At 74.5% G+C, this 23081-nt stretch carries 22 protein-coding genes and 1 riboswitch; of the genes, 8 read left to right on the top strand and 14 right to left on the bottom strand.

Annotation, left to right across the window (positions count from 1 at the left end; genetic code table 11):
* Positions 1 to 8: 8 nt before the first annotated feature.
* The 6 genes from ACTWM8_RS07950 to ACTWM8_RS07925 all read right to left on the bottom strand — a co-directional run bounded on the left by ACTWM8_RS07950 (position 9) and on the right by ACTWM8_RS07925 (position 5536).
* Entirely contained in the window at positions 9 to 881 is an 873-nt protein-coding gene (locus ACTWM8_RS07950; protein WP_446213238.1) for a PspA/IM30 family protein, read from the bottom strand.
* A gap of 193 nt (positions 882 to 1074) precedes the next feature.
* Complete coding sequence (locus ACTWM8_RS07945; protein ID WP_446213237.1) at positions 1075 to 1521, bottom strand: helix-turn-helix domain-containing protein; 447 nt, start codon at positions 1519 to 1521, stop codon at positions 1075 to 1077.
* 161 nt (positions 1522 to 1682) lie between these two features.
* A complete protein-coding gene (locus ACTWM8_RS07940; protein ID WP_446213236.1) occupies positions 1683 to 2246 on the bottom strand; it encodes a CinA family protein in 564 nt (187 codons plus the stop codon).
* 123 nt (positions 2247 to 2369) lie between these two features.
* Complete coding sequence (pgsA, locus tag ACTWM8_RS07935; protein WP_377608210.1) at positions 2370 to 2957, bottom strand: CDP-diacylglycerol--glycerol-3-phosphate 3-phosphatidyltransferase; 588 nt, start codon at positions 2955 to 2957, stop codon at positions 2370 to 2372.
* Positions 2958 to 3034: 77 nt separating this feature from the next.
* On the bottom strand, positions 3035 to 4537 hold the full coding sequence (rimO, locus tag ACTWM8_RS07930; RefSeq protein WP_446213235.1) for a 30S ribosomal protein S12 methylthiotransferase RimO: 1503 nt from the start codon (positions 4535 to 4537) through the stop codon (positions 3035 to 3037).
* A 75-nt stretch (positions 4538 to 4612) separates the two neighbouring features.
* A complete protein-coding gene (locus ACTWM8_RS07925; RefSeq protein ID WP_446213234.1) occupies positions 4613 to 5536 on the bottom strand; it encodes an ornithine cyclodeaminase family protein in 924 nt (307 codons plus the stop codon).
* A gap of 91 nt (positions 5537 to 5627) precedes the next feature.
* Positions 5628 to 5691, top strand: a riboswitch (guanidine-III (ykkC-III) riboswitch).
* A gap of 61 nt (positions 5692 to 5752) precedes the next feature.
* Between ACTWM8_RS07925 and ACTWM8_RS07920 the strand changes: the two genes are divergently transcribed.
* Complete coding sequence (locus tag ACTWM8_RS07920; RefSeq protein WP_446213233.1) at positions 5753 to 6067, top strand: DMT family transporter; 315 nt, start codon at positions 5753 to 5755, stop codon at positions 6065 to 6067.
* Positions 6068 to 6179: 112 nt separating this feature from the next.
* On the top strand, positions 6180 to 6425 hold the full coding sequence (locus ACTWM8_RS07915) for a hypothetical protein (RefSeq protein ID WP_154942785.1): 246 nt from the start codon (positions 6180 to 6182) through the stop codon (positions 6423 to 6425).
* 136 nt (positions 6426 to 6561) lie between these two features.
* Here the strand turns inward: ACTWM8_RS07915 and ACTWM8_RS07910 are convergent, their stop codons facing one another.
* On the bottom strand, positions 6562 to 9018 hold the full coding sequence (locus tag ACTWM8_RS07910; protein ID WP_446213232.1) for a DNA translocase FtsK 4TM domain-containing protein: 2457 nt from the start codon (positions 9016 to 9018) through the stop codon (positions 6562 to 6564).
* A 114-nt stretch (positions 9019 to 9132) separates the two neighbouring features.
* On the opposite strand from ACTWM8_RS07910, the gene ACTWM8_RS07905 reads away from it, so the two are divergent.
* Positions 9133 to 9612, top strand: a complete 480-nt coding sequence (locus ACTWM8_RS07905) for a YbjN domain-containing protein (RefSeq protein WP_446213231.1) — start codon at positions 9133 to 9135, stop codon at positions 9610 to 9612.
* A complete protein-coding gene (locus ACTWM8_RS07900) occupies positions 9609 to 11213 on the top strand; it encodes a YbjN domain-containing protein (protein WP_446213230.1) in 1605 nt (534 codons plus the stop codon). Before ACTWM8_RS07905 ends, ACTWM8_RS07900 begins: the two co-directional genes overlap by 4 nt.
* Positions 11214 to 11635: 422 nt before the next feature.
* Here ACTWM8_RS07900 and ACTWM8_RS07895 read toward each other — a convergent pair whose 3' ends face one another.
* The 6 genes from ACTWM8_RS07895 to ACTWM8_RS07870 form a co-directional block, all read right to left on the bottom strand.
* Positions 11636 to 13207 (bottom strand): S1 family peptidase, encoded by a 1572-nt coding sequence (locus ACTWM8_RS07895; RefSeq protein ID WP_446213229.1) that lies wholly within the window; start codon positions 13205 to 13207, stop codon positions 11636 to 11638.
* 188 nt (positions 13208 to 13395) lie between these two features.
* Positions 13396 to 15084: a ribonuclease J gene (locus ACTWM8_RS07890; RefSeq protein WP_357607433.1), complete on the bottom strand. Its 1689-nt coding sequence runs from the start codon at positions 15082 to 15084 to the stop codon at positions 13396 to 13398.
* Between the two features lie 52 nt (positions 15085 to 15136).
* The gene (gene dapA / locus ACTWM8_RS07885) at positions 15137 to 16063 is read right to left on the bottom strand and encodes a 4-hydroxy-tetrahydrodipicolinate synthase (protein WP_446213228.1); all 927 of its coding nucleotides are present in this window, start codon (positions 16061 to 16063) and stop codon (positions 15137 to 15139) included.
* Between the two features lie 46 nt (positions 16064 to 16109).
* A complete protein-coding gene (thyX, locus tag ACTWM8_RS07880) occupies positions 16110 to 16853 on the bottom strand; it encodes an FAD-dependent thymidylate synthase (protein WP_446214495.1) in 744 nt (247 codons plus the stop codon).
* Between the two features lie 205 nt (positions 16854 to 17058).
* Positions 17059 to 17739, bottom strand: a complete 681-nt coding sequence (locus ACTWM8_RS07875; RefSeq protein WP_446213227.1) for a DUF2752 domain-containing protein — start codon at positions 17737 to 17739, stop codon at positions 17059 to 17061.
* Between the two features lie 4 nt (positions 17740 to 17743).
* Positions 17744 to 18973: a winged helix-turn-helix domain-containing protein gene (locus ACTWM8_RS07870; RefSeq protein WP_446213226.1), complete on the bottom strand. Its 1230-nt coding sequence runs from the start codon at positions 18971 to 18973 to the stop codon at positions 17744 to 17746.
* Positions 18974 to 19051: 78 nt separating this feature from the next.
* Between ACTWM8_RS07870 and ACTWM8_RS07865 the strand changes: the two genes are divergently transcribed.
* Positions 19052 to 19603, top strand: coding sequence for an N-acetyltransferase family protein (locus ACTWM8_RS07865; RefSeq protein WP_446213225.1), 552 nt, complete (start codon positions 19052 to 19054; stop codon positions 19601 to 19603).
* Here ACTWM8_RS07865 and ACTWM8_RS07860 read toward each other — a convergent pair.
* Positions 19502 to 20815, bottom strand: coding sequence for a glycosyltransferase 87 family protein (locus tag ACTWM8_RS07860; protein ID WP_446214494.1), 1314 nt, complete (start codon positions 20813 to 20815; stop codon positions 19502 to 19504). The genes ACTWM8_RS07865 and ACTWM8_RS07860 overlap by 102 nt on opposite strands.
* A 35-nt stretch (positions 20816 to 20850) precedes the next feature.
* On the opposite strand from ACTWM8_RS07860, the gene ACTWM8_RS07855 reads away from it, so the two are divergent.
* The 3 genes from ACTWM8_RS07855 (at position 20851) to ACTWM8_RS07845 (ending at position 23040) form a co-directional block, all read left to right on the top strand.
* Positions 20851 to 21432 (top strand): N-acetyltransferase family protein, encoded by a 582-nt coding sequence (locus tag ACTWM8_RS07855; RefSeq protein WP_446213224.1) that lies wholly within the window; start codon positions 20851 to 20853, stop codon positions 21430 to 21432.
* A gap of 59 nt (positions 21433 to 21491) precedes the next feature.
* The gene (locus ACTWM8_RS07850; RefSeq protein WP_446213223.1) at positions 21492 to 22502 is read left to right on the top strand and encodes a sigma-70 family RNA polymerase sigma factor; all 1011 of its coding nucleotides are present in this window, start codon (positions 21492 to 21494) and stop codon (positions 22500 to 22502) included.
* A gap of 157 nt (positions 22503 to 22659) precedes the next feature.
* Complete coding sequence (locus ACTWM8_RS07845; RefSeq protein ID WP_446213222.1) at positions 22660 to 23040, top strand: VOC family protein; 381 nt, start codon at positions 22660 to 22662, stop codon at positions 23038 to 23040.
* Positions 23041 to 23081 lie beyond the last annotated feature (41 nt).

Raw genomic sequence — 23081 nt, 5'->3', positions numbered from 1 at the left:
CCGTCCGCTCAGCCGGCGGCGGTGGTGTCCCCCGTGCCGCGGTCGCGGGTCATGCTCGTCCGGATCTCGTCGAGCCGGGCGGCGGCGGCCGGGTCGGCCGCCGGGGCGGCCGGCTGGGTCTGCTGCTGCACGGCCGGTTGTTCCTGCTTGCCGAGCTGGTCACCGGCCATGCTGGCGCGGATCTGCTCCAGCCGGGACGAACCGGCGCTGTCCAGCGTCGACTTCTGGATCTCCAGCATCCGCCCCTCGACGGAGTTGCCGGCCAGCTCGGCGCGGCCCATCGCGTTGGCGTAGCGGCGCTCGATGCGGTCGCGCACCTCGTCCAGCGAGGGGGTGTTGCCGGGGGCGGTGACCGCGGACATCGACTCCAGCGAGCGGGCCACGCTCTCCTGCATCTTGGCCTGCTCCAGCTGGCTGAGCAGCTTGGTGCGCTCGGCGAGCTTCTGCTGGAGGATCATCGAGTTGTTCTCGACCGCGCGGCGGGCCTGGGCGGCGGCGCCGAGCGCCTGGTCGTGCAGGGTCTTCAGGTCCTCGGTGGCCTGCTCGGCGGAGACCAGCTGGGTGGCCAGCACCTGGGCGGACTGCTCGTAGCGGCCGGCCTCGGTCTCGTCGCCCCGGGCGCGGGCCTGGTCGGCGAGGACCAGCGCCTGCCGGGCGTTGGCCTGGAGCCGTTCGACCTCGGACATCTGCCGGGAGAGCTTCATCTCCAGCTGGCGCTGGTTGCCGATCACCGCGGCCGCCTGCTGGACCAGCGCCTGGTGCTGGCGCTGCGCCTCCTCGATGGCCTGCTGGATCTGCACCTTGGGATCGGCGTGCTCGTCGATCTTGGCACCGAAGAGCGCCATCAGGTAGTTCCAGCCCTTGACGAACGGGTTCGCCATCTCCGCGGTATCCCCTCAGTAGCGTCGCTGCGCCTCGACCGGAGCCGGACCGGCCGACCGGCCACGCGGCGTGCCCCCATCGTCGCAGCCGGACGCCAGTCGGGCATCCGCGCCACGGGAGCGCGCCGTACGGCCTGCGATCAACCCTACGCGGCGGGGGCGAGCCCGGCCATGCGTCGCGGCGGGCGGGAGGTCAGGCGGCGCAGACCACGTCCCGCTCGGCGGGACGGACCCGGGTGCTGCGCAGGGTGGCCTTCAGCGGCGAGTCCTGGCGGACCGAGACGGCCACCTTGCCGTCCGAGGTGACCTGGCGGACGCCCCGGTTGGTGGCCTTGCGCACGGCCACCGGGGCCGGCGTCGGCTCGGCCGGCTCCTCCTGCATCGGCACCAGCACGCCCGGCAGCTGCTCGGCGAGGGCCACCGTGTCGCTGACCTCGCGCAGCAGCTCGGAGAGCCGGGCGCCGAGGGCGTCGCAGATCGCGGCCAGCAGCTCGCTGGAGGGCTCCTTCTGGCCGCGTTCGATCTCGGACAGGTAGCCGAGGCTGACGTTGGCGGCGGTCGAGACCTCACGCAGGGTGCGGTGCTGACCCTGCCGGCGCGCCCGCAGAGCGTCGCCGATCACGCGGCGTAGCAGGACCATCGCACCTCCCCCTGACGGGAATCCCTCTCGCCCGGGCATCCGCCCGCGCCGCACACGGTCACCCGCGCCGTCGCCGGCGTCGCGCGCCGGAGCCTTCCCGCAACCGTACCCGTTGCCCGCCCCGCCGACATCCCACCCCGCCCGTCAAATCCGATCACCGGTCACCGCCGGCCGGCCGCCGCGGCGGTGGCGTCGTCGTCCACGCCGGCCCCGGCCGGTTCCTCGGCGGCCTGGATGCGCTCGACCAGCAGCCGCAGCGCCTCGATCACCGCGGCGGAGCGGATGTGGTCCCGGCCACCGTCGAGGTCCAGTTGGCGGACGACCGTGTCGGCCGGCCCGGCCGCCGCGACGTAGACCAGCCCGACCGGCTTGCCGTCCTGCGGCTCCGGCCCGGCCACGCCGGTGGTGGCCAGCCCCCAGTCCGCCCCGCAGCGCCGCCGCCCGCCCTCGGCGAGCGCCCGCGCCACGTCCGGGTCGACCGGCCCGCGCTCCGCCAGCAGCTCAGCCGGTACGCCGGCCAGCTCCGACTTCAGCTCGGTGGCGTACGTGACCAGGCCGCCCCGGTAGACCCCGCTGACCCCGGCGATCTCCACGATCGAGGCGGAGAGCAGCCCACCGGTCAGGGACTCGACGGTGGCCAGCGTCTCGTGCCGCTCGTGCAGGCTGTGCACCACGGCCGCCGCCGGACTCCCGGCGGGCCGCTCGTTGTTCGCGTCCGTCCCCATGTCCCGCTTCCCTTCCCCGCCTGCCGACGCCTACTCATCCTGCGCCCGGCGGCGCCGGTCACGGCGCTCTTGCGGCGACACGCCGGGGCGCGCCCCGGCGACCGCGGGTCGGCAGGGGTGCGGTCAGCGGGCGGGGCGGCGCAGGCGCAGCGCCTGGGCGACGTAGTCGAAGCCGGTGACCACGGTGACCACCACGGCGGCGGCCATGATCCACGGGCCGACGGCGGCGAGGCCGGCCGGCATCGGCCAGAGGTACCAGGTGATCGCGAGGATCTGGAGGGCCGTCTTGATCTTGCCGCCCCGGCTGGCCGCGATCACCCCGCGCCGGATCACCCAGAAGCGCAGCGCGGTGACGCCCCACTCCCGCACCAGGATCACCGCCGTCACCCACCAGGGCAGCCGGTCGTACCAGGAGAGCAGCACCAGGGCGGCGCCGGTGAGCGCCTTGTCGGCGATCGGGTCGGCGACCTTGCCGACCGAGGTGACGAGCTTGAACCGGCGGGCGATCCAGCCGTCGACCAGGTCGGTCGCCGAGGCGAGCACGAAGATCAGACAGGCGGCCATCTGCCAGCCGGCGTGGGTCGTCCCCGAGACGATCACCGACGCCGCGAAGACCGGCACCAGCACCAGCCGCAGGGCGGTCAGCGCGTTGGCCGCGTTGAGCACCGGCACCCGGGCGACCACCGGCGCCGACTCCGTCGCCCCGGTCACGGCCGCACCCCGCTCGGGCCGCCGGGGCGTACCAGGCACCGCACCACGTGGCTCCCCCGCTTCCTCCGGACCCGCCGTCACCGTTCCGCGCCGGGCGCCGCCGAGATCATCTCATCCGGCACGGCGATCAGGTCGACACCCTCGGTCGCGCTGACCGTCGCGCGGACCAGGTCGCCGGGGCGCAGCGCGGCCAGGTCGACCCCGCCGCCGACCGGCGCGACCAGCGTGGTCGAGCCGTCGACCTCGGGAGCCTGGTGGGCAGCCCGCCCCTCGACCACGCCGCCGTCGACCGAGTCGACCAGCACCTCGACGGTCGACCCGAGCCGCTCCTCGGCCCGCTGCGAGCAGAGCTCGTCGGCGAGCGCGCTGAGCTTGTCGTAGCGGCGCTTGACGGTGGCGGCGGAGACCTTGCCGGGCAGGCCGGCGGCCTCGGTGCCGTCCTCGTCGCTGTAGTCGAACATGCCGATCGCGTCGAGCCGCGCCTCGGTCAGGAACCGGACCAGCTCGTCGACGTCGGCGCGGGTCTCGCCGGGGAAGCCGACGATGAAGTTGCTCCGCGCGCCGGCCTCCGGCGCCAGGGCACGGGCCCCCGCCAGCAGCTCCAGGAACCGGTCGGTGGAGCCGAAACGACGCATCCGGCGCAGCACCGGCTCGCTGGAGTGCTGGAAGGACAGGTCGAAGTAGGGCGCCACGCCGGGCGTGGTGGCGATCGCCTCGACCAGGCCGGGCCGGGTCTCGGCGGGCTGGAGGTAGCTCGCCCGCACCCGGACGATGCCGTCGATGGCGGCCAGCTGCGGCAGCAGCTTCTCCAGCGCCCGGGGGTCGCCCAGGTCCTTGCCGTACGAGGTGGAGTTCTCGCTGACCAGCACCAGCTCACGGACGCCGGTCTTGGCCAGCCACTCCGCCTCGGCCAGCAGCTCGTCCGGCGTACGGGAGACGAAGGCGCCGCGGAAGGCGGGGATGGCGCAGAACGCGCAGCGCCGGTCGCAGCCGCTGGCCAGCTTCAGCGAGGCGACCGGACCGGTGTCGAGCCGACGGCGCAGCACCTGGCGCAGGTGGGCCGGGGTGTGCTCGTCGGTCTCGGTGACGCCCCGGGCCGGGGTGCCGTGCCCGGGCAGCGAGACCGCGCTGTCCCGGCGGGAGACCGGGGTGAGCGGCAGCAGCTCGCGCCGATCGCGCGGGGTGTGTGCGGCGACCGCCTCGCCGGCGACGACCGCGTTCAGCCGGGCGGAGATCTCCGGGTAGTCGTCGAAGCTGAGCACCGCCTGCGCCTCGGGGAGGCTGTCGGCCAGCTCACGCCCGTACCGCTCGGCCATGCAGCCGGCCGCGACCACCTTGGCGCCGGTGTCGGCGGCGGCGAGCAGGGTCTGGATGGAGTCCTGCTTGGCCTTCTCCACGAAGCCACAGGTGTTGACGACCACCACGTCGGCGCCCTCGCCGTCGGTGGTGACCTGCCAGCCGTCGGCGTGCAGCCGGGCGGCCAGCTCCTCCGAGTCGACCTCGTTGCGGGCACAGCCCAGGGTCAGCAGGGCGACACGGCGGCCGTCGGGGGCGGGGGAGGTGGAGGTGGCAGACACCATCCGAGGGTACCGGGCGGCGGGGCGGGGGCCGGCAACGGCGGGCCGCCGCATCGGCCGGCTCACACCCGCGACCGGTCAGACCGTCGCCGCGCCCACCCGCACCAGCCGGTCGAGGAGGAAGACCTCCGTGCCGGCCAGGCCGGTGGAGCAGAAGACGGAGACCTGGTCCGCGCCGGTCCGGCCGGGGACCGCGCCGGCCAGCACCGCGCCCAGGTCGCGCAGCCGGCCCGCGTACGGCTCGACGGCGGCCAGCATCGGCGGGGAGTAGGCGCCCGCCTGGGCCGGCGAGTCGGTGACCAGCAGGTCGGCGAGGTCCAGCAGGTCGCAGCCGAACTCGTGCCGGTCGGCCTGCTTGAAGCCGACCGCGTTGACATGGGTGCCCGGGGCGAGGTCGGTGGCGTCGAGCACCGGCGTGGTGCTGGTGGTGGCGAGCACCACCACGTCCCGGTCCCGTACCGCCGCCCGGGCCGAGTCCACCGCGCGGGCCGGCACCCCCAGCTCGGCGCGGACCCGGGCCGCGAACGCCTCCCGGCGGGCGGCCGAGCGGCTGTGCACCGTCACCTCGCGCAGCGGGCGTACCGCCGCGGCGGCCCAGACCTGCGTCCAGGCCTGCCGGCCGGAGCCGATCACCCCGAGGGTGGCCGCGTCCGGCCGCGCCAGCGCGTCCACCGCGACCCCGCCCAACCCCCCGGTACGCCGGGAGCCCAACTCCTCGCCGACCGCCACCGCCCGCACCGCCCCGGTACGCCCGTCGTGCAGCACCACCAGCTGCTCGGACTCCGGCAACCCGAAGGTGTCGTACGACCGGAAGCCGTACCACTCGCCGGTGAGGTGGCCGGCGGTGAGCACGATCCGCCCGCCGTCCAGCGGGGCAGCCGCCCGGGGCGGGGCGACGAGCCGGCCGGCGTGGGCCGCCAGCAGCGCGTCCCGCATCGCCGCGACGGTCGCCGAAGCGTCCAGGGCGGCGGCGACCTCCCGGTCGGTGAAGATCAGCGTCATGCTTGCCATCCTGCAACCTGAAGTCAGGTTCAGCTCAACCGGTGGTGCGCGAGATCACCACCCGCCCGCCCCGGGCGGTGTTAGCGTCGGCGATGGCGGCCCCGGCCGTCCCGGACGAGTGGTGGGCGTACCCGGTCAGGCCAAGACGCCCCGCGACAGGTAGACCGACTCGTCCCGGCCCCGAGGGTCCGGGCCTGCTTCGCGAGGTGATGACCCGTGGCCTGGATCGTGCTGGTGTTCTCCGGCCTGCTGGAGACCGCATGGGCGGTGTCGCTCGAGCGCAGCGCCGGCTTCAGCCGCCCCCTCCCCTCCGTCGTCTTCCTGATCACCCTGGTGCTCAGCATGCTCGGCCTGGCGTACGCGCTGCGCGAGATCCCGGTCGGCACCGGCTACGCGGTCTGGGTCGGCATCGGCGCGGTCGGCACCGCCGCGTACGGGATGGTGGCGCTCGGCGAGTCGGCCAGCCTCGCCCGGATCGCCTGCCTGCTGCTGGTGGTCGCCGGCGTGGTCGGGCTCAAGTTCTTCCACTGAGCCCCCGAGGGGGTGCGGCGGGACGAGCGGTATCGGCCCTGATGAGTAGTCCGAGGCCGGAGTGGGTAGACAGCGGCCGGACACCCAAGAGGCTCTCACCACGGAGGACGTCATGGCCGACATGCACGCGACCGCCCGCCCGCGCAGCAACGCCGCCCGGATCTGCACGATCCTGGCCTTCGTCTTCGCCGTCGTCGCCATCTTCGTGGCGCCGGTGATCTTCGGTATCGCCGGCCTGGTGCTCGGCATCGTCGGCGCGGTGCTCGGCGACAAGCCGCTCGGCTGGTACGCCGCCGCCGCCAGCGTCGTGGGCGCCATCATCGGCGTCGCCCTCGTCGCCGCGATCATCAACAACTGACCACCGCAGACTCCCCGCGAGGCCCGCCGGCGTTCCGGCGGGCCTCGTCGTGTCACGACCGCAGTTGCGCGGTTCTGCCGGCCGCGGGACCCCGTCACGTCGGCACCCGGGGCGGCCGGCCACCGGGCCGGGACCGTCAGTCCTCGGCGCCGCGCAGGCCGACCAGGACCTCTTCCAGCTCGTCCGGCTTGACCAGCACGTCGCGGGCCTTGGAACCCTCGGACGGGCCGACCACGCCCCGGGTCTCCATCAGGTCCATCAGCCGGCCCGCCTTGGCGAAGCCGACCCGCAGCTTGCGCTGGAGCATCGAGGTCGAGCCGAACTGCGAGGTGACCACCAGCTCGACCGCCTGCACCAGCAGGTCCAGGTCGTCGCCGATGTCCTCGTCGATCTTCTTCTTGTTGTCCTGCGCGGGGGCCAGCACGTCCGGGCGGAACTCCGGCTCGCGCTGGTCCTTGCAGAACTTCACCACGTCGGCGATCTCGCGCTCGGTCACCCAGGCGCCCTGGATCCGCACCGGCTTGGAGGCGCCCATCGGCAGGAAGAGCCCGTCGCCGCGGCCGAGCAGCTTCTCCGCGCCCGGTTGGTCGAGGATGACCCGCGAGTCGGCCAGCGAGGAGGTGGCGAACGCCAGCCGGGACGGCACGTTCGCCTTGATCAGACCGGTGACCACGTCGACCGAGGGGCGCTGGGTGGCCAGCACCAGGTGGATGCCGGCCGCGCGGGCCAGCTGGGTGATCCGGACGACCGAGTCCTCCACGTCGCGCGGGGCGACCATCATCAGGTCGGCCAGCTCGTCGACGATCACCAGCAGGTACGGGTACGGGCGCATCTCCCGCTCGCTGCCCGGCGGGGCCTTGATCTCGCCGTTGCGCACCTTGCGGTTGAAGTCGTCGATGTGCCGGACCCCGTTGGCGGCGAGGTCGTCGTAGCGCATGTCCATCTCGCGGACGACCCAGTCCAGCGAGTCGGCCGCCTTCTTCGCGTTGGTCACGATCGGCGTGACCAGGTGCGGGATGCCCTCGTACCCGGTCATCTCGACCCGCTTCGGGTCGATCAGCAGCAGCCGCACCTCGTCCGGGGTGGCCCGGGTGAGGATCGACACCAGCAGCGAGTTCAGGCAGGACGACTTGCCCGCGCCGGTCGCGCCGGCGATCAGGATGTGCGGCATCTTGGCCAGGTTGGCCACCACGTAGCCGCCCTCGATGTCCTTGCCGAGCGCCACCACCATCGGGTGGTGGTCGCTGGTGGCGGCCCGCGAGCGCAGCACGTCGCCGAGGGCGACGTTCTCCGGGTCGGTGTTCGGGATCTCCACGCCGACCGCGCTCTTGCCCGGGATCGGGCTGAGGATCCGCACGTCCGGCGACTTCACCGCGTACGCGATGTTGCGGGAGAGCTGGGTGATCCGCTCGACCTTGACCCCGTGCCCGAGCTCCACCTCGTAGCGGGTGACCGTCGGGCCCCGGGTGAAGCCGGTGACCGCGGCGTCCACGTCGAACTGCTCGAAGACGCCGGTCAGCGCCGCGATCACCTCGTCGTTGGCCTTGCTGCGGGTCTTCGGCGCGGCGCCGCCGCTGAGCATGTTCGCCGGCGGCAGCGTGTAGTCGCCGGCCAGCCCGGTGAGCGCGAGCTGCTCGGCGCGGGTGGGCGCGGGCGAGTGCTCCGGCGGCTCGACCGGCTTGCGGCTGGCGGGCACCTTCGCCGGCGACTTGCGCGGCAGCACCAGGGTGTCCTGGAGGTTGACCGCGTCGGAGTCGTCGAGGTCGTCCGGGTCCAGCGGTGGCGGCGCGGTCCGCTTCGCCGGCCGGCGGCGGGCCGGCTTCGCGGCCGGGTCCTCCTCCGCCTCCGGGTCGGCCGGCGGCGCGACCAGCGTGCCGGCGAGCAGGCCGAGCCGCTCGGGGATCTTGTTGATCGGGGTCGCGGTGACCACCAGCAGACCGAAGACGAGCAGCAGGATGAGCAGCGGCACCGCCACCCAGGCGGTGACCCCCGCCTCCAGCAGGTCGCCGACCCCGGCGCCGATCAGCCCGCCGGCGTAGTCGCGCTGCACCGGGTCGACCGGGTTCTGTCCGATGTGCAGCATCGCCGCGGTGGCGACCAGCATCGAACCCCAGCCCACCAGGCCACGGCCGCGGTGTTCCGGGTCGGCGGGCGTGCGCATCAGCCGCCAGGCGCCGATCATCAGCAGCACCGGCACCACGATGGCGATCGCGCCGAGGAAGAGCCGGACGGTGTCGGCCAGCCGGGCGCCGAGCGGGCCCGCGCCGGAGAACCAGATCCCCACCCCGCTCAGGATGGCCAGGCCGAACAGCAGCAGCCCGGCGCCGTCGCGGCGGTGCTCCGGGTCGAGGTCGCGGGCGGAGGCGGCCTGCCGGCCGGCGGCACGGACCGCCCAGCCCACGCCGTGCGCCAGCCCCATCCACAGTGCACCGACCGCGCGCCCGAGGTAGACCGCCGGGCCGGGCCGGGCCGCCGTTCGCCGCCGGGCGGTCGCCCGGGTGGCCTTCTTCGCCGGCTGACGGGCACGGCTGTTCGTGGTACCGCGCGGCGACGCGCCGCGTCGCCGGCTCGCCTGAGAGGTACGGCCCGCCATACAGTCACCGTAACGGCGTGACCCGGGAGATCGCCGCTTTTCCGGGTCGTGTCCGCGCGTCGCAGCACGGACCACGCCCCCAGACGTGTTATTTGCCTCAGGAAGGGATGCCCGATGGCGTCGCCTGCTTTCGAGGACGGTCCGGACGACCCCCTGGCCGGGCACCCGCAGGCCCTGCGGCCGTTGACCGGCGAACTGATCGCCGCGGTGCTCGGCAACCGCGGGTACGCGTTCTCCGCCGACGCCGACGGCGACCTGGTCGGCCGCTGGGACGACAACCTGATCTGGTTCCTGCGCCCCGGCGAGGCCGGCGAGCTGCTCCAGGTCCGCACCATGGCCGCCCCGGCCTTCGGCATCGAGTACGTCCCGACGCTCTACGCCTTCTGCAACGCCTGGAACCACGACCGGCTCTGGCCCAAGGCGTTCGTGCACGTCGACGACGAGGGGGTGGCCCGGGTCTGCGGCGAGGTGATCACCGACCTGGAACGGGGGGTGACGCCGCACCAGCTCGACCAACTCCTTGACTGCGGCATCTCCACCGGCTGCCAACTGGCCGCCGCCGTCGCCCAGCTTCCCGGCGGGACGACCCGGTGACCGGCCGGGGCGAGCCCGTCGGGCGGGGGCTGACCGGCCGCGTCCCGGAGCTGGTCGCGGCGCTGGCCGACGCCCGGGACATGCCCGACGGCGAGGCCCGCTTCGCCGAGCTGGACCGGATCGCCGCCCGGGCCGACGCGCTGGGCGACGCGCACTCCGGGCTGGACGCCCGGTTCGCGCTGGTCGAGGCGTACCTGCTGCACGGGGAGCGGTGGCGGCTGGCCGAGCCGGTGCGGCGCTGCCTGGCCGCCGTCGACCGGTCTCCCGGCCTGCTGACCGAACGCCCCGGCGACGCCGAGCTGCTGCGTCGGCACCAGCGCTACGCGGTCGAGGCGGCGATCGGCACCCCGCGGGTCGGCCTGGACCAGGCCCGCGCCCTCCTCGACGACCTGGCGCGGCGGGCCGGCGAGCGGACCGGGCTCGTCGCCCAGCTGCGCTGCCGGCTCGCCGACCACCTCGGCGACGAGCCCACCGCCCGCCGTCGGTACGACGACTGGGCCGCCGCCGAGCCCGACCCGACCGCCGGCTGCCCCGGCTGCCTGCCGGCCCGCCGTGCGGAGCTGCTCGCCGGGTGGGGCGACGACCAGGCGGCGCTGGAGACGTTGCGTCCCGTCCTCGACGGCGCGGTGGACTGCACCGACTCGCCCGAGCGGGCGCTGGCCGTGGCGCTGCTGCCGTGGCTGCGCACCGGCGAGACGGAGCGGGCCGGGCAGGCGCACCTGCGGGCGTACCGGCGGCACCGGCGGGAGCGGGGGGCCTTCCCGTACCTCGCCGCGCACCTGCGCTTCTGCGCGCTGGCCGGGCACCCCGGCCGGGGGCTGGACATCCTCGCCGAGCAGCTGCCCCGGCTGGACCACCCGTACGACGACCTCTCCGCGATGGAGTTCGCCGCCGCCGGGGCGCTGGTCTGCGCCCTCGCCGCCGAGGCGGGGCTGGCCGGGCGGCGGGTGCACCGCCCGGCGCACGGCGACCGGCCGGCGGCCGAGGTGGACGTGGAGACCCTCGGCACCGACCTGCTGACCCTGGCCACCGGGCTGGCCGGCAGCTTCGACGCGCGCAACGGCACCGGGCACCAGTCCGGCCGGATCGCCTCCTGGCTGGCGGAGCGGCCGCTGGCCACGCCGGTGCCGCTGCCCGACGAGGAGACCGGCGACGACCCGGCGACGGACCCGCCGTTCGCCCCGGCGGCCGACGAGCTGGCCCCGCTGAGCCTGTCGATGATCATCACGGTGCTGGACCGCCGGGGCGACATCTACGCCGTGGACGCCGGCGGGGTGGTGGTCGGGCGCTGGCACGAGGCGGTGATCCAGTTCCGGCAGGTCGGGCGGCGCGGCGAGATCCTGCACGCCCGGGTGGTGGCGGCCCGGCGACTGCCGGCGGACCGGCTGACCGAGGCGTACGAGTTCTGCAACGCCTGGAACCACGACCGGCTGCTGCCGAAGGCGTACGTGCACGACCTGGGCGAGGGCGAGCTGGTGCTGGCCGGCGACGTCACCACCGACCTGGAGCACGGGGTCGCCCCGGCGCAGCTCGGCGTCCTCATCGACGCTGCGGTCGCCACCGGCGTCGCGTACGCCGACACGGTCGCCGCGCTGCCCTGACCGACGCGGGTGAGGTCCGAAAGCCGCCGGACGCCGACGCGCCGCGCTGGTGGACTTGCCGCATGACGACACCACAGCAGCGGGCCGCCCGGCTGACCGGCGGCACCTACACCGCCCTCACCCCCGCCACCTCCTACGGCGAACTGAACGCCCTGCTCCGCTGACCCCGAAGCAGGCCCCCGACCGACGCACCACCGGCCGCCCGCCTGCGCCCGGCACCCGCCCGCAACCCCCACCCCAGCCCGCACTTTCCGAGAAAGCGTGGCTATTCCGCGCGCCATAGCCACGCTTTCTCTGAAAGTGCGGCCATAGGGGGCGGGGGACGAGGGGCGACCCTCGACCACCGGGCGGTGGGGGGCGGGGAGCGCGGAGCGGCCCCCGACCACCGGGCGGTGGGGTCGGGGGCCGCGGTCGGGGGTGGGTCAGCTTGCCGAGAAGGCGAGGGTGTACTGGCCGGAGCCGCTCAGCGCGGTGACCCGGTAGCGGTAGGCGCCGGGCGAGCCCTCGGCCTCCAGCCGCGCGACGCCGTCGGCGGTGGCGGTGCGGGCCACGGTCCGGAAGCCGGTGCCGGTCCAGCGCTGGAGTTCCAGCACCAGCTGGGTACCGTCGGGGGCGTCGAGGCAGGCGCTCTGCGCACCGCCGTCGGCGACGAACCAGCGGCCGTCGGGCTGCGCCTGGGAACGGCCGGCGGCGATGGCGCCGGAGCGGCTGACGTCACCGGTGCAGACCGGGGAGTCGCCGGCCGGCGGGGCGGTGGGGGCGGCGGTCGCCGGCGGGGCGGTGGCGTCGCCGCCGGCGGGCGGCTCGGCGGGGGCCGACCGGCTCTCCGCGGTGACCAGGGTCAGGTTGTTGCGCTGGAGGATCTCGTTGACCGGCTGGAAGAACGTGATGCCGCCGGCGGTGCAGTCGCCGGACCCGCCGGAGGTGACGCCCTGGGCCTGGTCGCCGGAGAGCCACGCCCCGCCCGAGTCGCCGGGCTCGGCGCAGACGTTGGTCCGGGTGAGCCCGGTGACCGTGCCCTCCGGGTAGTTCACGGTGGCGTTCTTGGCCTGGACCACCCCGCAGCGGGTGCCGGTGGTGGAGCCGGAGCGGCAGATCGAGGCGCCGACCGGGGCCTCGGTGGAGCCGTTGACCGGCACCGTGCCGCCGTTGAAGTCGTTCACCACGCCCTGCGGCGTCCACTGGTTGTTGACCTCGACGAACGCCCAGTCGTCGCCAGGGAACGACGACGCGGCGAAGGTGCCCTGGGCGACCCGGTTCGCGCCGGTGGTGCGGTCCCCCGGCTGGCCGCAGTGCCCGGCGGTGACGAAGCCGCCGACCACGGAGAAGCCGACCGAGCAGCGGCCCGCGTTGTTGATGAAGTACGCGTCACCGCCCCGCACGTCGAACAGCGGCCGCGGGGATTCGCTGGAGGCGGTCACCCGTACCGCCCCGGCCGGCGCCCCGGTCGCCGCCGCGAACCGGCGTCCGGCCTCCTCCGCGCCCGGCCGGGCGAGCACCACCACCGAGTTGGTGGCGACGTCGACGTACCAGCCGGCGATGTCCGGGGTGGCCCGGCCACCGGCCGAGTCGAGCCGGCCCTTGACCGCGTCCAGCTCCCGCACGCCCCGGTCGACCTCCTTCGGCACCGCACCGGCGGCGCGGACCCGGCCCGCCTGCGCCGGGTCGGCGACCGCCACGGTCAGCGTGGCGCCGTCGGCGCTGAGCCAGCTGCCGCCGTACGCCGCGCCCAGCTCGGCGCGCAGCCGGTTGAGGGTGCCGGTGGCCCGCCGCTCGGCCGCCAACCGCCGTACCGCCTGCTCCCGGCTGAGCGAGAGGTCGCGGCTCAGCGCGTCCAGCACCTCGGGGGCCACCCCGCCGGTGGCGCTCGCCCCGGCCGGTCCACCGGCTCGCGGGGCGGCGTTCTCACCGGCGAACGACGGCAGGGTCACCGCCGCCGTCAATCCCGCCGCCGCCACCACGACACCGATGGCTGTCATCCGTCTGCGGTCCATCCGCCAAGCTCCTCCCGGCCGGCGCGGGGTACGCCTGCCGGAACGGAGTACGGAGACGACGGCCGATCGGTTGACCCGGAACCGGACCTTTCAGCGCAGCGTGTCCACGCGGTCACTCGCCGGGGCGTACCCGGACACGACGACGCCGGCCCACCGCGGACGGTGGACCGGCGTGCGGAGCCGGTGGGTCAGACCTCGACGACCGTCGGGACGATCATCGGACGGCGCCGGTACTTGTCGTTGACCCAGCGCCCGACGGTGCGCCGGACGATCTGCTGGAGCTGGTGCGGGTCGGTGATGCCGTCCGCCGCGGCCCGGTTGAGCGCCTCGGTGACCAGCGGGACGACCGGGTTGAACGCCTCCGGGTCCTCGGAGAAGCCCTTCGCCGAGAGGGTGGGGCCGCCGACCACCTTGCCGGTGACCGAGTCGACCACGACGGTGGTGGCGATGAAGCCGCCGTCGCCGAGGATCCGCCGCTCGGTCAGCAGTGACTCGCTGACGTCGCCGACGGCGAGCCCGTCGACGTAGACGTAGCGGCTCTTCACGTGCCCGACCAGGCTGGCCCGGCCCTCGACCAGGTCGACCACGTCGCCGTCCTCGCAGAGCACCACCCGGTCGGGGGCGACGCCGGACTCGACGCCGAGGCGGGCGTGCGCCCGCAGGTGCCGCCACTCGCCGTGCACCGGCATCAGGTTGCTCGGGCGCACCATGTTGAGCAGGTAGAGCAGCTCGCCGGCGGGGGCGTGGCCGGAGACGTGCACCTTGGCCACGTCCTTGTGCACGACCACCGCGCCGGCACGGGCCAGCCGGTTGATCACCCGGTAGACGGAGGTCTCGTTGCCCGGCACCAGCGAGCTGGCCAGTACCACCGTGTCGCCGGGGGCGATGGTGATGTGCCGGTGGTCGCCGCTGGCCATCCGGCCGAGGGCGCTCATCGGCTCGCCCTGGGAGCCGGTGGACATCAGCAGGATCTGCTCGGGCGGCAGCGTGGTGGCCTCCTCCAGCCCGACCACCAGGCCGGGCGGGATGTTGAGCAGGCCGAGGTCGCGGGCGATGCCCATGTTGCGCACCATCGATCGGCCGATCAGCGCCACCTTGCGGCCGTGCTCGATCGCCGAGTCGAAGACCTGCTGCACCCGGTGCACGTGCGAGGCGAACGAGGCGACGATGATCCGCCCCCGCGCCTTGGCGAAGATCGAGTCGAGCACCGGCCCGATCTCGCGCTCGGGGGTGACGAAGCCGGGGATCTCCGCGTTGGTGGAGTCCGACAGCAGCAGGTCGACGCCCTCCGCGCCGAGCCGGGCGAAGCCGGCCAGGTCGGTGATCCGGCCGTCCAGCGGGAGCTGGTCCATCTTGAAGTCGCCGGTGTGCAGCACCAGCCCGGCCGGGGTGCGGATGGCCACGGCGAGGGCGTCCGGGATCGAGTGGTTGACCGCGAAGAACTCGCACTCGAACGGGCCCAGCCGCTCCCGGCCGCCCTCCCGCACGGTCAGCGTGTACGGCTGGATCCGCCGCTCGGCCAGCTTCGCCTCGACCAGGGCCAGGGTGAACTGGGAACCGACCAGCGGGATGTCCGGCTTGTGGGCGAGCAGGTACGGCACCGCGCCGATGTGGTCCTCGTGACCGTGGGTGAGCACGATCGCCTGGACGTCGTCCAGCCGGTCCAGAATCGGGCCGAAGTCCGGCAGGATCAGGTCGACGCCCGGCTGCTCGACGTCGGGGAAGAGCACCCCGCAGTCGACGACGAGCAGCTTGCCGTCGTACTCGAAGACGGTCATGTTCCGACCGATGGCGCCGAGCCCGCCGAGCGGGATGATCCGCAGGCCGCCCTCCGGCAGCGGCGGGGGCAGCTCACCCTCGATGTGCGCCTCGGTCACGCGTCCACCTCATTCTGCGACGCCGTTACCCGGCGTCCGTCGTGTCGTTCGATCATTTGGGCAGTTCCAGGCCCGCCGCGGCGCAGTCGGCGCGCAGCTGGGCGAGTTCGTCGGCGGTGGCGTCCACCAGCGGCGGCCGCACCGGACCGGCCGGCAGGCCCTTGGCCGCCAGGCCGGCCTTCACCAGGATCACGCCCTGGGTACGGAAGATCCCGGTGAGCAGCGGCAGCAGCTGCCGGTGCAGGGCGAGCGCGGTCGCGGTGTCCCCCGCGTCGTACGCCTCGATCATCTGCTTGACGGGCGCGCCGATGAAGTGCGTGGACGTGCCGACCAGGCCGACCCCGCCGACGGCCAGCGTCGGCAGGGTGAGCGCGTCCTCCCCGCTGTAGAAGGCGAGGTCACTGCGGCTGAGCACCCAGCTGGTGGCGGTCAGGTCGCCCTTGGCGTCCTTGACCGCGACGATCCGGCCGTGCTCGGCGAGGCGCACCAGCGTGTCGGTCGCGATGGCCACCCCGGCCCGGTGCGGGATGTCGTAGAGCATGATCGGCAGCCCGGTGGCGTCGGCGACCGCGGTGAAGTGGCGCAGCAGCCCGCTCTGCGGCGGCTTGTTGTAGTACGGGGTCACCACCAGCAGGCCGTGCGCGCCCGCCTTCTCGGCCGACGCGGCCAGCTCGATGGTGTGCCGGGTGTCGTTGGTGCCCACTCCGGCGACGATTCTGGCCCGGTCGCCGACCGCCTCCACCACCGCCCGGATCAGGGTCTCCTTCTCCGCGTCGGTGGTGGTCGGCGACTCACCCGTGGTGCCGTTGAGCACCAGCGCGTCGTTGCCCTGCTCGTCGACGAGGTGGGTGGCGAGCCGTACGGCGCCGTCCAGGTCCAGCGATCCGTCGTCGGTGAACGGGGTCACCATGGCCGTGAGCAGTCGCCCGAACGGGCGGGACGCGCCCCGATCGGGGGCGGCAAGCTGGTCGTGCGTCATGTTCACAACCTAGCGGACGACCACCGGAGCGCCGGTGGGGAAGGGCTCAGGACAGCTCGGCGTGCGGGCTGGTCGCCACCTCGGTGCCGTCGGGCAGGGTGGAGATGACGAAGTCGGCGAAGACGTTCGGGGCGACCTGCTGGAGCTGGCGCAGGCACTCCACCGCCAGCTCGCGGATCTCCACGTCGGCGTGCTCGGTGGCGCGCATGGCGATGAAGTGCCGCCAGGCCCGGTAGTTGCCGGTGACCACGATCCGGGTCTCGGTGGCGTTGGGCAGCACCGCGCGGGCCGCCTGCCGGGCCTGCTTGCGCCGCAGCGTCGGGTTCGGCTCGTCGACGAAGCGCTGCTCCAGCCCCTCCAGCAGCTCGGTGTACGCCCGGACGCTCGCCTCGGCGGCCTCGACGAACTTCTTGTGCAGCTCCGGGTCCTCGGCGATCACCCGGGGCTCGACCATCGCCGCGTCCCGCTCCGGGACGTAGCGCTGGGACAGCTGGGAGTACGAGAAGTGCCGGTGCCGGATCAGCTCGTGGGTGAAGGAGCGGGAGACCCCGGTGAAGTAGAAGCTCACCGAGCCGTGCTCCAGCACGCTCAGGTGGCCCACCTCGAGGATGTGCGCCAGGTAGCCGGCGTTGGTGGCGGTCGCCGGGTTCGGCTTCTTCCAGCTCTGGTAGCAGGCCCGGCCGGCGAACTCCGCCAGGGCCTGACCGCCCTCGGCGTCGGTCGACCACGGCACGTCGTCCGGGGCCTGGAACTGGGTCCATGCGATCAGCTTGACCTGGGGCTGCACCATCTCCGGCATTCCTGGGACTGTAGTTGCCCCGCACCGGTGCGCGAAAGTTGACCTCCCGGCTTCGACAGCGGCCGTGAGCTGCGAATCTTGGACAGTTTTCGTTCCGGGGGAACGACAAGTGTCCAAGATCTCGCAGACGGCACCGCGCGGCGGGCCGCCGGGAGCGCGGCGGGGGCCGCCGGGGGTGCCGGGGGTGCCGGGGTGGTCAGACGTAGAGCGCGGTGAACGGGGCCCAGGGCAGGTTTCTCGCCACGGAGAAGGCCAGCCAGACGGCGAGGAACCCGGCGATCACCGGCGAGCTGATCCGCAGCTCGGGCAGGCGCCAGCCGAAGGCCTGCTTCCCGGCCCACGCCACGAAGAGGTACGCCAGGAAGGGCAGCGCGAACACGAAGAGGAAGTGGTGCCGGGCGGCGGCGGGCAGGTCGCCGTGCAGCACGTACCAGAGGGCGCGGGTGCCGCCGCAGCCCGGGCAGTCCAGGCCGGTGGTCAGTTTGAGCAGGCAGCTCGGGGCGGCGTCCGGGTCGCTGCGGGTGGGGTCGCTGACCAGCGCGTACGCCATCCCGATGCCGACGCAGCCGAGCGCAGCCAGCGGCGCCGCCCAGCGCGGGGAGCGCGCGTGCACCCGGAGTACGAACCGGGTGAGCCGGTCCGGCTCGACCTGCTGGTAGGCACCGGGCGGCCAGGCGGCGGCAGCGGTGTCGTGCGCCCAGGTGCCTTCGGCGTGTCCGGCGTGCCCGTGCGGTTCGCCCGCGCCGGGCGCGCCACCCTCACCCGGAAGGGCTTCGGCGTGCGGGGTGGCCACCGCGCCGGGCGGGGCGGCCTGCGGCGCGCCGGTGTCGGGCACCTGCTGACCCGGCTGACCCGCCGACCCGTCCACGCTCGTCACGCGCTCACGGTACACCGGCCACGCCCTTCAACGCGGCGGCCAGCGGATCGGCGAGATCCCCGGCGACCGGCGGGGCCACCGCGTCCAGACCGAGCCAGCCGGCGAGCCGGTACAGCTCCGCCGCGAGCGCGACGGCGGTCTCCCCCGGGTCGGCGCCCGGCTCGATCCAGGCGGCCGGCACCAGCAGCACGCCCGCCCGCCGGTCGGCCTTGAGGTCGACCCGCGCGGTGAACCGCTCCCCCTGCAGGAACGGCAGCACGTAGTAGCCGTACACCCGCTGCGGCGCGGGCACGTAGATCTCGATCCGGTAGCTGAAGTCGAAGAGCCGCTCGGTGCGGGCCCGCTCCCAGACCAGCGGGTCGAAGGGGCTGACCAGGGTGTTGGCGCGCACCCACCGGGGCAGCCGGGCGGTGGCGTGCAGCCAGGCCGGCTGCCGCCAGCCCTGCACCGTCACCGGCCGCAGCTCACCGGCCTCGACCAGCTCGGCGATCGCCTGCCGGGCACCAGCCAGCGGGAGCCGGAAGTAGTCGCGCAGCTCCGGCTCGGCGGCCACCCCGAGCGACCGCGCGGCCACCGACACCAACGTGCGGTACGCCTCCGCGTCGGTGGGGGTGGGCACCGCCAGGAAAGCCGCCGGCAGCACCCGCTCAGGCAGGTCGTAGCGGCGGGCGAAGGAGGTCGTCCGGTCGGCGGCGCTCACCTCGCCGGCCCAGAAGAGGAACTCCAGGGCCCGCTTCACCGCCGACCAGTTCCACCCCCAGTTGCCGGTCTCCCTGGGCGCGTCGTGCTCGATCTCCGCGGCGGTCAGCGGCCCCCGGGCGGCCACCTCGTCGCGGACCCAGGCGACCAGTTCGGGCTGCTCCTGGGCGATGCGCCGCATGCCGCCCCAGGCGTCGGAGTGGGCCTTGGCCATCCGCCAGCGCAGCGCCGCGTGCAGCCCCACCGGCACCAGCGACGCCTCGTGGCCCCAGTATTCGAACAGCTCGCGGGGGCGGCGGTAGGCGGCGGTGTCGAGCAGCGCCGTCGGGTAGGGCCCGAGCCGGCTGTAGAGCGGCAGATAGTGCGCCCGTTGCAGCACGTTGACCGAGTCCATCTGGATCAAGCCGACCCGGTCCAGCACCCGGCGCAGGTGTCGCCGGGTGGGCACGCCGGTGGGCGCCGGGTCGGCGAAGCCCTGGGCGGCCAGCGCCACCCGCCGGGCCTGGGCGAGCGAGAGTGATTCCGGTGCGGCCATCGTCGGGCACCCTAAACCAGCGGTACGACGCCGGAGCGGACGCTGGACCGGACGCCCGGCGAGGAATAGAACGGACACATGCTCACCATCCGCCGCGAAGAGCCCGAAGACGCCGAGGCGATCGCCCGGGTGCACATCCACGGCTGGCAGGCCGGCTACGCCGGGATCATGCCCGACGAGGTGCTGCGCCGGCTCAACCCGGTGGCCTGGGCGCAACGGCGTCGGGACCTCGGCACCGCCGACCCGGAGCACCCGTTCACCACGCTGCTCGCCGAGGTCGACGGGGTACTCGCCGGGTTCGTCACCTTCGGGCCGTACCGCAACAACCAGGACCGGGGCGACCTGGACCCGACGTACGGCGAGGTGCTGGCGACGTACGTGGAGCCGGCGCACTGGGGTGACGGCACCGCGCGGGCGCTGCTGGCCGCGGCCCGCGACGGCCTGGCGGGCCGGGGCTGGCGGGCGTACCGGCTCTGGGTGCTGGCCGAGAACACCCGGGCCCGCCGCTTCTACGAGCGGGCCGGGTTGTCAGCGGACGGCGAGCGGTCCACCTACCCGGTGCCGCTCGCCGGTGGGCGTCCCCCGGTCCGGCTCGACGAGCTGCGGTACGCCGGCCGGCTCGACGGCTGACCCGGTGGGCTCCGGCCGCCCGACGGCCGGACCGACGGCGGCCGGGACGGCCCAGCGCCGGATCGGCAGCAGCACCAGCAGCGCCAGGCTGATCCAGACGTAGGTGTTGCTGCCCAGGAAGCCGTCCAGGCCGGTGAAGTCCTTCTCCCAGGCCCAGACGATCCGGCTGATCAGCAGGCCGTACGCGATGACCGCGAAGGCCAGCAGGGCGCGCCGCCGCGGACCGTGCGCGGGCGCGGCCATCGCGTTGTCGACCAGCAGGATCAGCGCCGGGATCAGCCAGACCAGGTGGTGCACCCAGGTGACCGGGCTGACCAGGCACATCACCGCGCCGGTCAGCGCCAGCCCGGTGGCCTCGTCGCCGACGGCCACCGCCGCCCGGGACCGCCAGGCCCAGATCCCCAGGGTGGCCAGGACCAGCAGCAGCCAGGCCAGGGTGCTCGGGTGGTCGGGGTCCAGCCGGGCCACCACCCCGCGCAACGACTGGTTGGAGACGAACGCCAGCTCCCCCACCCGGCTGGTGTTCCACAGCGACGAGGTCCAGAACTCCCGGGAGGCGTCCGGGAAGAGCGCGGCGGCGAGCAGGGTCGCCACCACCGCGGCGGCCATCGAGGTGAACGCGGCCCGCCAGCGCCGGGTGATCAGCAGGTAGACGATGAAGACGCCCGGGGTCAGCTTGATCGCGGTGGCCAGCCCGATGCCCACGCCGGCCCACCGGTTGCCGGCCGGCAGCAGCCGCAGCAGGTCCAGCCCGACCAGGAAGAGCAGCAGCATGTTGACCTGGCCGAAGTTGATCGTCTCGCGCATCGGCTCGTACGCGGCGGCCAGGCAGAGCGCGACGGCCAGGGTGAGCCAGCGGGACCAGCCGGCCCGGCGGGAGACCGGGTCGAGCAGCCACCAGATGAGCACCGCGCTGACCACCACGCTGGCGGCCACGCTGACGGTGATCGCCGCCGGCCACGGCAGGTACGCCATCGGCAGCATCACCAGGGCGGCGAACGGCGGGTAGGTGAAGCCGTACTGGGTGCCGGGCTTGAGGTAGTCGTAGATCTCGCCGTGGTCGTGCACCCAGAAGGTCAGCGCGCCGTAGTAGACCTTGAGGTCGAAGAAGCCGTGCCGGACGGCCGCCACGGAGAGGAAGGCCGTCACCGCGACGGCGAGCGCGACCACCCCGGCGACCTGCGCGGCCGTCCGCCTGGCACCCTGCGCCACCATCGTCACTCCCGCCCTGCGTAGGCTTCTGGCCCATGGCCATGGGGTACGTCCGCCCGGCGCGTCCCGAGGACGCCGGCGAGATCGCACGCATCCAGCTCGCGACCTGGCGGGTCGCCTATCGCCGGATCCTGCCCCGGCACGTGCTCGACAACCTGGACGAGGCATGGCTCGCCCGGCGGTGGAGCGCGGCGGTGCAGGAGCCGCCCTCCGGCGCGCACCGTGTGCTGGTCGCCGTCGAACAGGCCGAGCAATCCTATCTGGTGGGGTTCGCCGCCTCCGGTCCGGCGGACGCCGAGGCGCTCGCCCCCGACGAGCCGGCCGAGTCCCTCGGCACGGGCGTGGTGGCGGTGACCGACCTGCTGGTAGAGCCCCGGTGGGGCCGGCGCGGGCACGGCAGCCGGCTGCTCGCCGCCGCCGTCGACCTGTGGCGGGAGGACGGCTTCGACCGCGCGGTGGCGTGGGCGTTCGACGGCGACGAGGCGACCCGGAAGTTCCTGACCAGCACCGGCTGGGAGCCGGACGGCGCGGCCCGGGCCCTCGACGTGGACGACATGCTGGTCCCCCAGGTCCGCCTGCACGTCGCGGTTCCGACCGAGCCGGTCGCCACCGACTGACCGGCAGCCGGCGCGCGCCGTCGGCCACCGGTGTCGGAGGCGTCGCCTACGGTGGCCGCATGACCGCAGCGACGGCGGGCCCCGACGCCGGCCCGAGCCCGGCCGCCCCGGTGCCGGGCGCGCGCCCGGCGGCCGACCCCGCCGGTTTGGAGCGGTTCCGCGTCGAGCTGACCGGCTACGCCTACCGGATGCTCGGTTCGGTCTTCGACGCCGAGGACGCGGTGCAGGAGACGATGCTGCGGGCCTGGCGCGGCCTCGACCGCTTCGACGGACGGTCCAGCCTGCGCACCTGGCTCTACCGGATCGCCACCAACGTCTGCCTTGACCTGCTGCGGGGCCAGGGCCGGCGGGCCCTGCCGATGGACCTCGGGGTGCCGTCCGCCCCGGTGGCGACGTCGCTCGGCGCGCCCGGGTCGGGCCGGGAGTGGCTGGAGCCGGCGCCGGACGCCGTCGTCCTTCCCGAGGACCCGGCCGAGCTGGCGGTGACCCGCGAGTCGGTCCGGCTGGCCTTCGTCGCGGCGTTGCAGCACCTGCCGCCGCGGCAGCGCGCGGTGCTGATCCTGCGGGACGTGCTGCGCTGGCGGGCCGGCGAGGTCGCCGAGCTGCTCGACACCACCGTCGCCGCGGTGACCAGCGCATTGCAGCGAGCCCGAGCCACGATGGCCGACCGGGAGACGGCCGCGCCGGCCCCCGCGCTGGACCGGGAGCACCGGGAGCTGCTCGACCGCTACGTCCAGGTCTTCGAGCGGTACGACATCGACGCCCTGGTCGCGCTGCTGCGCGAGGACGCGGTGCACGCCATGCCGCCGTACCCGCTGTGGCTGCGGGGAGCGGCGGACATCGGCCGATGGTTGACCGGGCCGGGCGCCGGTTGCCGGGGTTCCCGACTGCTGCCGGTGGCCGCCAACGGCGGGCCGGCCCTCGCGCAGTTCCGGCCCGATCCGGCCGGTGGCCACCGGCCGTTCTCGATCCAGCTGGTGGAGTCCTCCGGCGGCCGGATCACCCGGCTCACCCATTTCCTCCAGCCGCGGCTCTTCCCGCTGTTCAACCTGCCCGACCGGCTGCCCTGAGCGGTACGGCGCCGACGGGGCCGGTGTCCGGGCCGATGAATTCCGGCCACCGCCCGAGTCCATCCCAGGACAGCGCCCCGTCGGCGGAGGACCATGACCGGGACGGCAGCCACCCGGCGACGGTCATGCCGCCGGCCACGCAGGAACGGAGACCAGCATGTTCACGGACACCAAGGCGTTCAGCTCATTCTCGGTGGACGACATCGGACGCGCCCAGCAGTTCTACGCCGACACCCTCGGCCTGCGGGTGTCGCGCGACGACAAGATGGGCGGCTTGCTGACCCTGCACATCGCCGGGGACCGGCCGGTGCTCGTGTACCCGAAGGCGGACCACGAGCCGGCCCGGAACACCGTGCTGAACTTCCCGGTGCCGGACGTCGACCGGGCCGTGGACGAACTGACCGCGCGGGGCGTGCGGTTCGCCCGCTACGAGGGGATGGGCCAGGACGAGAAGGGGATCATGCGCGGCAACGGGCCGACGATCGCCTGGTTCACCGACCCGGCCGGCAACATCCTGTCGGTGCTCGCGCAGGACTGACCCGACGCGGCGGCTCCCGGCGTCGGCCGGGAACCGCCACC

The organism is Micromonospora sp. IBSANI012 (assembly GCF_052814045.1).
The sequence above is the reverse complement of the archived record's forward strand: the minus strand, read 5'-3'. Positions and strand labels throughout refer to the sequence as shown.